We start from the raw sequence: 14,548 nt of genomic DNA, 5'->3' as shown, positions 1-14,548 counted from the left end.
TATTCCACACTTTCCTGTCTGAGATACTTAGGATTGTTTCAAAGTGTTATTTCTCTTTTTTGATTTAATAAATGAATCCTTTAATCCCTTGAAGTGCAATGGGGCTACAGGTTCCAAGTAAGGTTTTCCGAACGATTCCAACCTGCAAAGGTGTATCAATAACACTACAAGAGCAAGGACAATTCCGAAAAAGCCAAAAAAACTAGCGGCCAGCATAATAGGAAAAGCTATTATCCTGGCACCTGTTCCCATTTGGTTGACAGGCGCAACAAATGAAGCAATCGCCGTCAGGGCAACAACGACAATCATTGTGTTGGAAATAAAACCTGCTTCCACCACCGCAGTACCGATAACCAGCCCCCCGACTATCCCGATAGTTTGAGCGATTGGCGAGGGGAGGCGAATAGCCGCCTCTTTTAACAATTCCAGGACAATCTGCATAGCAAGGGCTTCAAACAATGGAGGTAGTGGGACATATTCAACTTGAAGCTTAATCGCATAAAGAATTCCAAGTGGCAGAACTTCTGAATGGAAAGAAACGATAGCAATATAGATGGCGGGTAGACTGATTGCCATTAAAAAGCTGAATATCCTAATAAGTCGAAAAAAAGAACCGATCAGCCACCTGTTGTTATAGTCATCAGGTGACTGATAGAAACTGAAAAATGTAATAGGAGTAACCATTACATGCGGAGTTCTATCGACAATCACCAGAGATTTTCCTTCTAATAAATATGATGCCGCCCGGTCCGGCCTTTCTGTTGGTAACAGTTGGGGAAATAGAGTATAACTGTTGTCTTCGATCAATTCCTCCAATTCACCGGCAGACTGAAGCTCCTTTACATCTATTGCTTCTATTCTTTGAATCAATATTTCCAATGGGCCACGATCTACAAGTTCATCCATATATAGAATGGATATTTTTGTATTTGTTTTTGTCCCCAGCGAATAATTTTTTATTCGGAGACTGGGGTTTTTAATTCTTCGTCTGATTAGAAAAATATTTTGATTGATATTCTCAGTAAAACCATCATGGGCTCCTTTGATAATATGTTCATTTTCAGGTTCTTGGATGGCTCTTTCATCACCGGCTGGCACAGGCAGCAAAAGTACTGAACTTGCACCCTCTTCAAACAATGCACAGCTTCCTTCCAAAAGGTGTTTCACTGTAACTTCTAAATCTGTTGTTCTTCTGTATTCGGCATTTTTTATGACCGATTCAGGGACTGTTTCAGTTTTACAATCTAGTAACGGCTCAATAATATTTCTTTCGATCAGCTTCTTGTCAACAAGCGAATCAATATAAACAAGTTTGCAAGAGGTGTTCAGGAAATCCAAATCCCTGGTTTTCAGGTCTTCTGTTTCATAAAGGGAAGACTTCACTGTTTCCACATTTTCATCCAAGGTCTTGGACACTTTTTTTATAAAATTCATCAATATTCACCTACCTCTAAGTTAATGATATCTTTATCCTTACCTAAAATGGGTATTTTATGCATCTGAATGAATGAAAACAGAAGTAATATATCGTGGTGAAGTTTTATTGAATTATTTAACAATATAAACGATGAAATTGACTTTGAAGTTGTGGGCTTTGCCAATAAATTGCACATTTTTCAAGTGATATTTTGCACTCTTAAAAAGAGCTTGAATTAAGGTTCTGGTGCAAATACTGAAATGGACTCGTCATGACTCCGAAATTATAGAGACTTACATCCCTCGCCAGTTTCTCGTTCATCTGTTTTGGACTGTGTAGCGTTCTTTGTACCTCTGCAAAAAAGTTAGTACCGCGGTACTGATAGAGTATATCCGGCTCGGCGCCCTGGCTTTTCGGAAGATACTTAGGTTCAACTGTAAAAGTGGTCAGCTGGCCGAGGCGTCGGAACTCCTTATATGCGTTAAGGATTTTATAAGAAAGTGGTTTATCTTTTGCGAGTTCTTCTTTATTTGCGAATTTTTCAGTGACCCCTGGTTCTTATGCAATTAGTCCAAACAGTTGATGGATGAATTATTTTTGACTTTGGACACACTTCTCCCTATGAAGAGTCGAAGAGTGTCATTTAGGCGATAATTTGCACTTGTTTTAAGTGTATTTTGCACATCCAACTTTTATTTTTCCTGAAAGGCTATCTGGGGACGTGAAAATCCCATTGAAACACCAAAATATACAGGGTGTGTAAATGGGCACTCTCGTGATTTTCTTCAGTCCAACGAAAGTATCTTCTATCCCATCACACATTCAAGGTGTATAGATGGGCACTCCTAAACTTTCAGGATTGAAATATCCAACACGTCTGACAGAACCTCCACAATTTTGTGGAGATTTAGCACCGCAATCGCAGAGTGTATAAGTGCACCCTGCTGGATCCTTAAGGTATTTTTATTTGGATCCCTTCACTTTCCACCGGCTTCGATCTTGTTATATTTACTAACTGTTCAAGGATCTGTATTTGAATGAACTTCACAAAAGGACTTTCAATGTTGTAACGAATATCAGTTAGAACAATAATGACACTCGGGAACACCTTGCGTTCCTGTGGCTGCCAAGACTCGTTTTTCCATTCTCCAGACAGACGATAAGCTTCATAAGGATCCACCTTCTCACTCATCACCTTATGTGAGTAGACAGAACGCTGAAGCTCCACAAAGAACGGCGCACGCTTCCATATCATGAATATATCCGGTTCCATTTACCCTTTCCCATACTTAAGTTCAACGATAAATGTTTGGGGTAGCTGAAAGTTCAGCAAACTCCCGTAAAACTTTACGATCTTTAGGAAATAGGGTATCTTTGCTGAGTCTTTTTTGATTGGAGATGGAGATACAAAATAGATGTAGGGATGATAATCAGTATTCACTTCTATGTGGCCGTCTCTTCTTAAACGTTTTAATACGGTATTAGCGCAGGTCACTGGATTCTTCAAACCGGCAAAATGAAGATTAATGATATCGTCCCGGGTCATGCAGCGAAAACGTTCTAGGTCCTTCAATATCGCTAAATCTCTCTTTCTCATTAGTCCAACACCTCGAATGGTTTGTTCCATGTCTATGATGTCCTCATTTCCTTTTGAACGTCCAAATTTGGGCTTTTTCTTATTAGGATACCTATGACCTTCTAAAAGCTTTTTAGCGCCCTCTATATCGACGTATGACGCTTGTATTTCAGTGAACTTATGAACGGGGCTTTTCAGTAACATTATTCCATCATTTTTCAACTTTTCACTTCCTGGAGTACCGATAATGCTTTTTATTAAATCGGAACATCGAAAATCCATGCGAACGGTTAAATTGTTCTTCAGTTTGCCGTCTAAGACGTCCCTATCCGGTCTTTGCATAGATAGTATCAGGAACACACCTAAAGCCCTTCCAATGGCGCTTATGTCCTCCACGATAGCCATGAGTTTCTTCTCCTTCTTTAGCAAAGCGACTTCATCAATACAAACCACGATATACGGTAATTGGTCGGGGAGATCGTCAACGTGTGCAACTTCATGATGATCAAGTAGGTACCCTCGTTCCTGCATAACCTTCTAAGATATAAAAGCATCAGCATAATCTCATTGGGGGAGACGAACAACCCTTTAACGTGTTCAACATATCGGAATATATGGAATTCTGACCGTTTCAGGTCGCATGAGAACAGCTGCAACCGTTCTGGACCTAATGTCTTCATTAATGACACCAAGATAGAACGTAATTGAGTGGATTTCCCTGATCCTGTTTCCCCAGCAATAAGAAGATGAGGGTACTTTACCATGTCATAAGTAATCATGCTGCCGTTTAAATCCATGCCGGCTACAATAGGGAGTTTCAAGCCTTTTAAGTCGAATTGCTCATAGTTATATTCAAGAACAGTAGGAAGAACGGATACATAAACGGTCAATGTAAAGTGCTTTATATCGCCTTTTATCTCGATATTGTTGCCGAACACCTGCTTAAAACAATACTCCTTTTTCTTAATCTCCTTTGGGTCTAATCCGGTAGGAATGAAGAACGCATATTTAACACTTTGATTATCCCGATTAAACCGTACAGAATGGATTTTAGGATAGATCATCCCTTTGTTTTTGCCGTAGGAATAACTGATTCCTATATCTCCATCCTTGAACACTTTCGCCAGGAAGGTTTTAGCCTGTTGCTTACGTATGAACTCTTTTATCATGATGAACACCTCACAATAAGAATGATGAATGGGAAAACAGATAGATTATGGCACCTACAGCAACGATAGGGAACGCAATTTAAGAATGGAATCAATGGCAGCTGCAAAGAAGATAAAACAACTATTGGCTAATTGCTTTTCGAGGATAGCGACCAGGAACACCCCGGCACCGATGAGAATGAATGTAGGGTCGCATGAGTGGATTGAATGCGATGGAATAGGCACTAATTGAGGGGGATTTCTCCCTGAGTGTTAATCCCCACAAATCTGTGGAGGTATTGCCAACTTTGGAGAGTCTGGACCGGTGATTTTTCACCAGTCCTTTACCCTCCTTCATAAACTCCTTGATACTAAAGGACTCTTTGCGACTCAATACAGAAGGATAGTTCTGAAATTTCATGATGTCATCTCTCCTTAATCGTTTTTAGAAGGCAATTCCTTATGATCAGGTAAGCTTCTTCCTTTTTCTTCTCCAGGTTCGTCCCTGTCTTGATTTTCACTTTCAAGTTGTTTCTTCCTTTCTGCTTCAATCATTCGAGGTAAAGCATGTTTCTTCAAGAATCTCCACATGGCTAGTTTCGTTTCGCTTGATGGTTCGGGAAAATTTTCTTTTTTCAAGGTTTAGCCTCCTACATTTCCTTTTCAAATACTCTTTTCGGCAATGCGTATTTTTTAAAATGTTCCAATATTTTTCGTTTAATCACTTGATGGTTCAATGATTTTTTCGTTTGCTCCCTCCCTCAAACTCTCACCCTCCTTCTCGTTCATCTTTGCTTCACTCCAAACAATTTCATTTCGCTGTTATATCAAGCTTTTCCTCTTATGTACCTTGATAAAGGTACACTGTATAGATACCTTTGTTATAACCCTGACTACTTCTTTGCAGATACCAAACTAGCGACCTTGATAGAGTCTATGCCTCATAGCTTGTACAAGTTTCTCATTTTCGGGAAGTTTAGAAAGCGTAATTTTTGTACAGACTAGGACTATACAAATATGCAGGGAGGTCCTAATTATGTGGGGACTGGGGAAACCAAGGAGTAAGTTCGGTAAGTTTCTAGATAGACATGATATTAAACAGCAGGATCTTGTTAAAGAAAGTAAAGTAAATAAAGCGACGATCAGCAGATTGTGCCAGGGGGATGCGTTCCAACCTTCAATGAAGAATGCGTCTAAGATCGTTAAGGCATTGAAGAAATTGAGTAATAAAAACGTGGATTATGATGACTTCTGGAGTATGTGATTCGTATGGTGGTAAATACGCATATAGCAAACATAACCTGGATATAATGAATCTTATAAACAGATTAAAACCCTCAAGTTGTTGCACTCTTTAATTAAATAGTGCTATAATTTCCGTAAATAGAAATGTTGCAATATGCGTCATTTAGTTGAGTATTTTCTACAAGATAAGCATATAAATAAAAAAGACCGAAAGTGCGTCAACACTAACGGTCCATGGCCATACGTCGCAGAGTAAAGCGATCGGCTATTCACAAGAGTATATTTTAGTTACGGAAGTAACCTACCTCGTCGGCCAAAACAGGGTAGGTTACTTTTTTATTGCTACAATCAGTTGAACCACTAATCCAATAAAAAGTACTACAAATGTTGCCGTAGGAAGATCCACGATCTCACCCCCAATCTTTGGAGGATTGATCGCCCTACCCTGTCCGTATGACTTATACTATATTGTAGCGTTTTATTTTCTTTTCGCAAACCAAAATAGGAATTATTTATTTTTCTGATTTTCGAACCACTCGAAGAAGTCCTCTCTCAAGACCCTTTTAAGTTTGGATCCCAGTCTTACTAAGGGAAAATCCTTAGAGTCCATTATTTCATAAGACTTCCTTTTACCCACACCCAATATCTCCTGGATATCTTTTGCTGTCATCACTAAAGGATAATCTTCTTTACGCTTACTCATCACCTTTAAACCAACTGAAGATTCCTTTACGTGGTTTCTTCCTTTCTGCTTCCTCTTTAGCTTCAAGCATGAGTTTTTTTGTCTCCTGGGACTCCCTCAATGACTCCATTATCATTGAATCACGTTTTTTCATTCGTTCTTCTTGTTTATCAAGCCGTTCTTCTATGTACTTTTGTTGCTTATCAATTGTATCTAATAAGGTCTTATTGAAGTTCTCTAATTGTTCGAGTCGATTCAGTATCTTTTGAGTATTGGATTCAAGAGAACGTTCATCGTTTTCGCCGTCGCGCTGTTCGGACGCATCACTCTCATCTTGCTTATACTTTGTTGTGACAATCTTTGTTGCGTTCTCCAAGGACATATATTGGACCTGGACTAATTCTCTTAGGTGCTTCAAAACGATAATATCCTTGTCAAAGAATATTCTTCGCTTATTATCCGTTCTGGTGAACATGTAACCCTGTTCTTCTAAAGCTATACACCACTTGCGAAGCGTACTATCACCAATGTTTAACATGCCAGCGATCTCTTTAGGGGAATATGCTGCAGCTTTGTACATGACCGTTCCCTCCTGTTCTTTTCTTATATGATAGTCTAAGTTTACAAATAGAGATAGTGGAACATATTTTCGGCGAGGGCATACTTTTTCGCCTGACGGCTCAAAATTGAGTCATCCTCAGCAAACTGGGTCGGTAATGACGAGGTAGCTTTTCTTATGCAATTTCATCTTATTATGTAAACTGACTTTCTTCCGTTTGTGGAAATAAGTTGATAAATCAAGGTTTAAAATAAATTCAATACATAATTACACTTTGGTATCGATACGTAGGAGCAATTATATTCGATGAAGTAATAGAAATTTATGTTGATGTTAAAAGAGTAGGAAATGGTTGGTGAAAGGTAAGAGGGTGAATTATTTGCACTGATAATGGGGTGTATGTACATTAAAGAATTAAAAAATTGAATAGAAACAAGGCCAATAAAAAGGGCGATGCCCTTGTTTCTATTCGTTTGTAAAGAGGTGCCTAGATTGTTACTTTAATCTTTACATAAACAGGGGTCTTTTTCAAAAATAATTAAATGATTTACAGATTATTGATGTCTACCTGACCGTACATATCTTCATCATCCTTATTTTTGTTTACAGATATTGAATTAGATGGGTGTTTTGGCTTCTGTTTTGATTTATTTAAGTCGTTCGATTCAGCAGGTGGAGTAGTTGTTTTTGCCCGAACTAGTTCCGAATCCGCATACAGCTGTTTTTGTACCTCATACTCTAAAACATTTTGAGAACCAAATCGCTCAATATAGTGTTTGACTAAAGAAGTCAAACTATCTTGGATGCTGTGTTGATTGTCAGCCCACTCGTTAATTTTTTGCTGATCAGTTTCAGATAAGTTGGAAAGACGCCATGACACCATTTTTCTATATTCAGACACTTAGATCACCCCATTACCTTTTTGAATAGTAATTTATTGTTAAGTACGTGCATTCCATTAACATTCATGTCAACTGCATATTCTTCTGGAATCCAAAGCACTTTACATTTCACTTCTTCAGCAAAGTTAAGGAGTCCTTCATATAATTCTTCTTTAAATTGTATGCTGCCACCACCATAAACCGCAATAATGTCTACTTGCGATGCTGCATTCGTCATATACTTTTCTTGTAAATCTTCTAAAATTAAATGCGCTTGTGCATATCGTGCCTCGTGCATATATTGTTTGGCCAACTCATGATGAGGGTGAGAAGGATCTTGTATAACTTCCATCAATTTTTGTCGATTATAGTTAACATAACCTTCTAGTTCATCTGACAACATTTTAACAGCTAATTCCGTTGCATGACCTACGCCACGACGTTCGCCACTACAAGCGTCTAGATTTGCGTTTAAGCCGACTGTATAGATGTATTCGGTTGTCCCATCACCGATGTCGGCGTGAAGAATCTTTTTATTGCTGAAGTCTTTAGGATTCAGTTTTTGATCTTCAGGATAAGATTCATGGTAATGGTTTAAAATCATCTGATCAGCTTCAACTAAGGCATAAAGAGCTGGAACTCCTTCTTGTGTGACCTTTACCTTTTGAAAGGACAAAGTAACGGTAACTCGCTTATCGCCAACATTGACGATAATGATGTGTTGATGATTTAAAAACCGATCTTCCAATTCTTTTGCTCGTTTTGGATTATATTCAGAAGCCGGAATGGCACTCGTCATAAAAATGTTGACCTCTAATGATGGTGGCAGCTCATTTTGGTCCTCATAAGCCAATTGCACACTTCTTCCAGCAAGTGTACCTAACGTTACGATCACAGGGATGTCATGTTTATATTTATTACCTAATTTGATATTCATATTTTCAACCATATCCGCAGAAGCATTTGCCCGGTTTCCTATGAAAAAGTCTCCGTTTCGTTTAATAGCTCCAGAATTAATATTGACCCATAGTTCATCTAATAGATTGCTTACATTTTTTTGAACATCCGTTTCGTGAACACTCGGTGTCTGAAAAACTCGTTTAATGACAGATGGTTGTTTAAATACCATTTTATTTACATTCATCTTCGTCTCGCTGTTTCCAATATCATTCGCAACAAATAAATTCACTTTACCAACTCCTTGAATAAATATTGTATTCAATTTGAATTCGAAATTAGTTCTTGATACCATTTTAACGAATTAATCATTCGTATTCAATCTAAAATCGGTAAAATTTGAATTCTTTATGAACTCCATTTGAATCTGAATAGTATATTTGATTCGGATTGAATTCAAATAGAGTTCATTTTATATTGTATATGGCATTCTAAAGATGATAAATTGAATTCTAATCGAGTGAGAAAATGGAAAGAATTTAAAATGAATTCATTTTGAGTTCATATTAGTAATTGTAAAATATTTTTTGATTTATCATTGCATGCTATTTGCATTCAGTTTATAATAGAGACAAGTAGAAAGTCAGGTTTAGAAAGTGGCGAGACAGAAAGAATTAGATTCTTTACCATTTTTTAATGGCCCATTACCAGCGTCGGTGCGTTATGGGGCAAAGTATTCTAAACGCTTGTAATTGTAACGATAACGACCATTTATGTTACATGGTGTAAAAAGTTATAATTTGTCCGCCAATCTAGTATAAATCACGTAACAAAAATGCGTAACAAAATAACATGTAACAATATTAATTATTTTATATTTTTGGTACAATTATATTGAAAGGTGAGGGTGTAAATGATATTTGGTTACATGCGCGTTTCTACCATTGATCAAAATTTGGATCGTCAAAAGAAGCAGCTTGAAGAATTTGGGTGTGAACGTATCTTTTTTGAAAAAGTAACAGGAACTATACGGGGGCGGCCTGAGCTGAACCGTTTGCTAGAATTTCTTCGACTAGAAGACACAGTTGTTGTAACGGATTTAACCCGTTTATCTCGCTCCACGAAAGATCTGATTGAGATTACAGATTCCATTGCCCAAAAAGGGGCGCACTTAAAAAGTTTGAAAGAGTCTTGGCTAGATACAACTACGGCACATGGAAAAATGTTATTTACTATCTTCGCTGGTATTGCCCAATTTGAGCGAGATCTTACTTCGGAACGAACTAAGGAAGGCATTTTAGCTGCAAAAAAACGAGGGAAATTTCCTGGAAGGCCAAAAGCAGACGAGGAAAAGATCAACTATGCTATTTATCTTTTAGAGCAGGGGATGAGCCGAACAGACGCTGCCGAAAAAGCTGGTATTTCCCGTATGACTCTATATCGTAAACTGCAAAGGGAGGGAAAATAGTTGAAATGGAATTGGGATTAAGATGAGTTAATTGATCACTTTATACTCATGCCTGATGAACAGGCGTTGATTCAACTAGGAAACTCAAAACTTGAATTTGCGGTTATGTTTAAGTTTTTCCAATACGACGCTAAGTTCCCTCATAATAAAAGTGAGATACCTAAAACAGTTATATAATACAAGTAGCTAGAGATGAATCCCGATGTTTTTTCTGAATGTGATTGGACCGGGCGAACCATTACTTATCATCGTAAGGGAATCCGCCCATATTTTGGATTTCGAGAAGCTTCTCTGCAAGATGTAGATTTAATGACAGACTCTGTGTAATCACGTGTATCATAGCCGAGAATTTAACTATTTTGACGATAAGATATATCAACAAAATAGAGAATTAAACACCCCGGGTCGAGTAGAGCGTCGTATTCTCTCTGCCACCTACTCCTACGAAGATCAATTTATCAAAGACTATCTAAGCAGACCTGCGAGGGACTGGATAGATTAATAAATCATTTAGAAAAAGATGATGACCCTTCAGAAACAAAAGAAGCATTAACGTTTCATATATTAAAGTCCGATCCTAGACGTATTGGATTAGAAATAGTTTTTAAAGAATAACATAGACTTCAAACCATAAAGACCTGCTAAGATTGATGAAAAATGTGTGGCAACATATGAACGCTCGTATGCCATTCATCTTGAATCTACCTTTCTAGTTTACTTTATATTTCACTTGTGAAGTATTGTAGCTATTTATATAATGTATAACATCCTCATATCCATATATAGTACGCATGTCATCTATAATAGATGTGTTTGAAATTATTACTAGTGATGGTACAACTTCTATTTCAAATATATTAAAAAATTTAGAATCCTCTGTAAAGTGAATAGAAGAATTCATTTCATTTATATTAAGCTTTTTTTTAATATCTTTACCTATCACTAAGGTCTCGAAAGATCCTTCAACTGCTGTAGATATTTTCTCGAAATTCTGGAAAACTTCATCGCAAACAGAACAAGGGGAATTAGTAAATAAAAGAATCGTATTTTTACCATAAAAATTATTTAATGTTATTTTTTCATCCGCTAGATTTTTAGTCGTGAAAAATGGAGCTTGTTTGCCCACAGTGATGTTTTTCTCTCTACTTTGTTTACTAGTTTTAATATTTTTAATGAAATCATTAACTTCTTTTGTTAGTCTATACATAAAAAACATCTGAATAATAACAATTACCCACAAGATCATACTTGAAATAGACATGTTTGACATAATCATCCTACCTTATTTGTATTTAATTTAATTAACTCTAATGTGGCAAGAACCGAGAAAAGTATAGAAAATACACTGCATATTATCTGAATGTTTTTCATTACAAAAATACTATTATTTGAATCTGTTGATATATTAAGTAGCATAAATATTGATAAAATAATTAATAGTATATTACGAAATACTAATTTTCGATTTATTTTGTGGTTTCCAACAAGTCCACCACAGCCACAATTAATATTATTATCACCTCTAATAAGAATAATTACTAATGCAATAGTAAATATACTTAACAACCCTAAAATTAAAATTGTCACGAAGACATTAGAAATATTTGTTAATAACAAAGCTGAAATAAGTATTTCTAAACTTGTAATAGCTAAAGCAGAAAAAACTACAAGTTTATTTGGAACAATTTGATATCTTTTTATAGTTAATAAAAGGCTATCAAAGTTATTTAAATGGGAATATGCACTACTAAGAAATAAACATAAAAATATAAATTTTATTAAGAAAATGTATTCACTCATTCTTTCACTCATTTCATTTCGATAGTTAGCAGTTTAAGATTTTTTGTTAATGGGTATTTTAGTTGAATATTCACAATTTTTCAGCTATACATTTCTAATTGTCTGTAATACATCTTAAAGTAATGACCTTCCCTTTTTAACAATTCCTCATGTGTTCCAGTTTCCACTACACGGCCTTCTTTCATAAAAATAATTTTATCTGCAATCTTCACAGATGACATTCTATGTGATATATATATTAATGTTTTATTAAACGTAAGATCCTTAAATTTTTTATAGAATTTATATTCACTGTTTGGATCAAATGAAGCTGTTGGTTCATCTAGAACAACTATTTGTGCATCTCTAATAAGAGCTCTACTTAATGCGATTTTTTGCCATTGTCCACCCGATAAGCTTTCACCATCACCAAGGTATTTTCCTAATCTTGTATTATAGCCTTCTTCAAACACATTCACAAAGTCATGAACACCGCTTTGTTTGGCGATCTGTTGAATTTCCTGACTATCATCCAGCTTCATAATATTACCAAATGCAATATTCTCCCTAACTGTATAATCATATTTAATATAATCTTGAAAAATCGCAGTCACTTCTTTCCTGTAATCTTCCAAATTTATATTTCTAATATTTAGTCCGTCAATTTCTATGGTTCCTTTAGTGGGACTATAGAGACCAAGTAAACACTTTATAAGTGTAGATTTCCCTGAGCCATTCTCTCCTACAATCGCTACCTTTTGTCCAGGATCTATTCTAAACGTAACATTTGATAAGGCATCATTATTACTATTAAAATATCCAAATGAAACATTATTAAAGTGAATTCCTTTTGTTATCGGTCTCGGAAAACGTTCATTATTTTCATTAATATGTATATCATTATCTGAATCATCTTCAATAAAATTAAAAAAATCATTTAAATATAACCTAGAAGAATAGATATTAGAGAGATTTATTGACACCTGTCCAACACTATTTTGTAAATTGCTAATTCCTTGAGGTACAGCTACAAAACTCCCCAATTTTATATCTTTAAACTGAATTAATTTTATTAATATATAGAAAGCTATACCATAACAAATGATATTAAACCCTTTTAACCCAATTTGAAACCTATAAAATTTTTTTTGTAAGTTTAACTTCTCGTTTGAATTTTTTATAAATATTTTTTTCCACTTTTCTAATAGAAATTGTTCTAATGAAAACACTCTTTGTTCTTTAATTGCTTCTTTGTTATATAATAAATGCTGAACATAATTTAACTCTCTAGAAAGAGGTGTCTGTTTATGTATCAAATTATAATTTTGCTTTCCATGCTTTGAATGAATTATGAAGCCAGGAATAGCTGTTAATAAGCCAAGAATAGCTATTATCCAATTAATATTATACAAGAATATAAAAGTAGAAATAATAGTTATAAAACCAGAGATAGCACTAACTCCATTTTCAAAAGGAGAAAGTAATCTTTGTCCTATGTTATTTGTTTTTAAACGAGATAGATGATTATGAAATTCTGGAGAATCAAAACTTTTATATGAAGTATTAAAAATTTTTCCGTATAAGGTGCATTCAGTTGAATAATTTATCTTTATTAAGGTTTTATAGCCGTTGTAATCATTAATAATTTTTAAAAGTGGTTGAACCAACATCATTATTAATTGAGAGACCAACAATATAATAATGAAGGTTATTCCATTTGATGAAATTGTAATATATTCTGATACTTCATTAATTAACCGTGTTGTTATGATTAAATTAACTAACGGAATAAACCCCTCAATTATTCTAATAATTATCGTAAGTAATAAGTGAAATTTTGCAACTGGCCATAAATAGTTAATAGACTTATAGAAAGGATTACTTCTTATCTTCATAATAAAAACACCTTTACTTTTAATAAGAAGGACTAAGCTATTGCTCAGTCCCACTATAAAATTGCATTAAACAAAGTAATCACAAAAATCACTAGGACCACATTTTGAGAAATGTACTTCTACCGACATGATCTCCCTAGTTCGGTATGCAGTCATTAGTCACTAGAGTCCAACTAACCTCACAAACTGTTTTAATCTAAACAATTGCAAAAACCCGTATAATCTCTTTGGCCACATTCATCACCGGTTTGAGAATCAACCTCTACTCGGTATGAGCTCCCTAAACCAGGTTCACCACAATCATTAAAATCACATCGGCGCGCGTCTACTGTAATACTACAAATAGGTCCCAATTGTTCATTATTTGCCACCAGTTCTCACCTCCTCTGCTAAACCGTTTTAAAACTTCCGACGAGAATTAAATAAAAATCTTGTTATAATTTTTTAAAAAGAACAATTACAATAACCAGTATAGTCTCTTGGACCACATTCATCACCGCTCTGAGAATCAACCTCTACTCGGTATGAACTCCCCAATTCCCCTTCACAATCAGACAAATCACATCGTTGTGCAGGCACTGTAATACTACAGATTGGTCCCAATTGTTCATTGTTTGCCATCATTCCTCACCTCCTTTCAAGATAAATATTTAATAACTAATTTTCTAGTATACATAATATAATCTTTCACATATCCATCTTTATCGGCAATAATATAACTTGGAAAACCATCAACTTTTAATTGTTGTCTAACAAAGTTTTCATTAACACCTAAATTTAAGTATTTTGTTTTTCCTTTCACTTCATTATTCAAAAAAAAATCTGAATTATCAAAAAAATTATCGTGTTCTACTTTAATAAAATCAAATTTTTGATAAGGATTTCCTTCTAAGAACTCGTTGAATTCCTCTGGGCAGTATTTACTGAATACAGCCACAGGATTGTACCACGCTTGCCATGTTTTTGTTCCACTAATGACAAGTTTTTGTTCCATCCCTGCC

General features: G+C 35.3%; 13 protein-coding genes and 1 pseudogene. 2 read left to right on the top strand and 12 right to left on the bottom strand.

The window, feature by feature from the left end:
- Positions 1-27: 27 nt before the first annotated feature.
- From RSX31_RS22730 to RSX31_RS22715, 4 genes and pseudogenes are all read right to left on the bottom strand, one after another.
- Complete coding sequence (locus RSX31_RS22730) at positions 28-1,434, bottom strand: spore germination protein (protein ID WP_315636074.1); 1,407 nt, start codon at positions 1,432-1,434, stop codon at positions 28-30.
- 935 nt (positions 1,435-2,369) lie between these two features.
- Positions 2,370-3,014, bottom strand: a pseudogene (locus RSX31_RS22725) (hypothetical protein).
- A gap of 401 nt (positions 3,015-3,415) precedes the next feature.
- Complete coding sequence (locus tag RSX31_RS22720) at positions 3,416-4,162, bottom strand: FtsK/SpoIIIE domain-containing protein (protein ID WP_315636073.1); 747 nt, start codon at positions 4,160-4,162, stop codon at positions 3,416-3,418.
- A gap of 414 nt (positions 4,163-4,576) precedes the next feature.
- The gene (locus tag RSX31_RS22715) at positions 4,577-4,780 is read right to left on the bottom strand and encodes a hypothetical protein (RefSeq protein ID WP_315636072.1); all 204 of its coding nucleotides are present in this window, start codon (positions 4,778-4,780) and stop codon (positions 4,577-4,579) included.
- A 397-nt stretch (positions 4,781-5,177) separates the two neighbouring features.
- On the opposite strand from RSX31_RS22715, the gene RSX31_RS22710 reads away from it, so the two are divergent.
- Positions 5,178-5,405, top strand: coding sequence for a helix-turn-helix transcriptional regulator (locus RSX31_RS22710; RefSeq protein WP_315636071.1), 228 nt, complete (start codon positions 5,178-5,180; stop codon positions 5,403-5,405).
- A 489-nt stretch (positions 5,406-5,894) separates the two neighbouring features.
- On the opposite strand, the gene RSX31_RS22705 is transcribed toward RSX31_RS22710, so the two are convergent.
- The 4 genes from RSX31_RS22705 to RSX31_RS22690 all read right to left on the bottom strand — a co-directional run bounded on the left by RSX31_RS22705 (position 5,895) and on the right by RSX31_RS22690 (position 8,697).
- On the bottom strand, positions 5,895-6,056 hold the full coding sequence (locus RSX31_RS22705) for a helix-turn-helix domain-containing protein (protein ID WP_315636091.1): 162 nt from the start codon (positions 6,054-6,056) through the stop codon (positions 5,895-5,897).
- Between the two features lie 25 nt (positions 6,057-6,081).
- Positions 6,082-6,648, bottom strand: a complete 567-nt coding sequence (locus RSX31_RS22700) for a DUF3967 domain-containing protein (RefSeq protein WP_315636070.1) — start codon at positions 6,646-6,648, stop codon at positions 6,082-6,084.
- A 526-nt stretch (positions 6,649-7,174) separates the two neighbouring features.
- Positions 7,175-7,528, bottom strand: a complete 354-nt coding sequence (locus RSX31_RS22695; RefSeq protein WP_315636069.1) for a hypothetical protein — start codon at positions 7,526-7,528, stop codon at positions 7,175-7,177.
- 5 nt (positions 7,529-7,533) lie between these two features.
- Positions 7,534-8,697: a ParM/StbA family protein gene (locus tag RSX31_RS22690; protein ID WP_315636068.1), complete on the bottom strand. Its 1,164-nt coding sequence runs from the start codon at positions 8,695-8,697 to the stop codon at positions 7,534-7,536.
- Between the two features lie 621 nt (positions 8,698-9,318).
- On the opposite strand from RSX31_RS22690, the gene RSX31_RS22685 reads away from it, so the two are divergent.
- Positions 9,319-9,873 (top strand): recombinase family protein, encoded by a 555-nt coding sequence (locus RSX31_RS22685; protein WP_315636067.1) that lies wholly within the window; start codon positions 9,319-9,321, stop codon positions 9,871-9,873.
- 709 nt (positions 9,874-10,582) lie between these two features.
- On the opposite strand, the gene RSX31_RS22680 is transcribed toward RSX31_RS22685, so the two are convergent.
- The 4 genes from RSX31_RS22680 to RSX31_RS22665 form a co-directional block, all read right to left on the bottom strand.
- Entirely contained in the window at positions 10,583-11,143 is a 561-nt protein-coding gene (locus RSX31_RS22680; RefSeq protein ID WP_315636066.1) for a TlpA family protein disulfide reductase, read from the bottom strand.
- Between the two features lie 2 nt (positions 11,144-11,145).
- On the bottom strand, positions 11,146-11,673 hold the full coding sequence (locus RSX31_RS22675) for a MauE/DoxX family redox-associated membrane protein (RefSeq protein ID WP_315636065.1): 528 nt from the start codon (positions 11,671-11,673) through the stop codon (positions 11,146-11,148).
- A gap of 80 nt (positions 11,674-11,753) precedes the next feature.
- Positions 11,754-13,547: an ABC transporter ATP-binding protein gene (locus RSX31_RS22670; protein WP_315636064.1), complete on the bottom strand. Its 1,794-nt coding sequence runs from the start codon at positions 13,545-13,547 to the stop codon at positions 11,754-11,756.
- Positions 13,548-14,184: 637 nt separating this feature from the next.
- Positions 14,185-14,548 (bottom strand): hypothetical protein (locus tag RSX31_RS22665; protein WP_315636063.1); only part of this gene is annotated, 364 nt, incomplete at its 5' end.

Source organism: Rossellomorea yichunensis (assembly GCF_032337515.1).
GTDB classification, from domain to species: Bacteria; Bacillota; Bacilli; order Bacillales; family Bacillaceae_B; genus Rossellomorea; species Rossellomorea yichunensis.
Note: the sequence above shows the minus strand (reverse complement) of the source record. Positions and strands in the feature narration are given on the sequence as shown.

Excerpts from the sequence above, each read along its gene's own strand:
- RSX31_RS22730 (WP_315636074.1), bottom strand. The coding sequence starts at position 1,434 with ATGAATTTTATAAAAAAAGTGTCCAAGACCTTGGATGAAAATGTGGAA.
- RSX31_RS22720 (WP_315636073.1), bottom strand. The coding sequence starts at position 4,162 with ATGATAAAAGAGTTCATACGTAAGCAACAGGCTAAAACCTTCCTGGCG.
- RSX31_RS22710 (WP_315636071.1), top strand. The coding sequence starts at position 5,178 with ATGTGGGGACTGGGGAAACCAAGGAGTAAGTTCGGTAAGTTTCTAGAT.
- RSX31_RS22705 (WP_315636091.1), bottom strand. The coding sequence starts at position 6,056 with ATGACAGCAAAAGATATCCAGGAGATATTGGGTGTGGGTAAAAGGAAG.
- RSX31_RS22700 (WP_315636070.1), bottom strand. The coding sequence starts at position 6,648 with ATGTACAAAGCTGCAGCATATTCCCCTAAAGAGATCGCTGGCATGTTA.
- RSX31_RS22685 (WP_315636067.1), top strand. The coding sequence starts at position 9,319 with ATGATATTTGGTTACATGCGCGTTTCTACCATTGATCAAAATTTGGAT.
- RSX31_RS22680 (WP_315636066.1), bottom strand. The coding sequence starts at position 11,143 with ATGTCAAACATGTCTATTTCAAGTATGATCTTGTGGGTAATTGTTATT.
- RSX31_RS22675 (WP_315636065.1), bottom strand. The coding sequence starts at position 11,673 with ATGAGTGAATACATTTTCTTAATAAAATTTATATTTTTATGTTTATTT.
- RSX31_RS22670 (WP_315636064.1), bottom strand. The coding sequence starts at position 13,547 with ATGAAGATAAGAAGTAATCCTTTCTATAAGTCTATTAACTATTTATGG.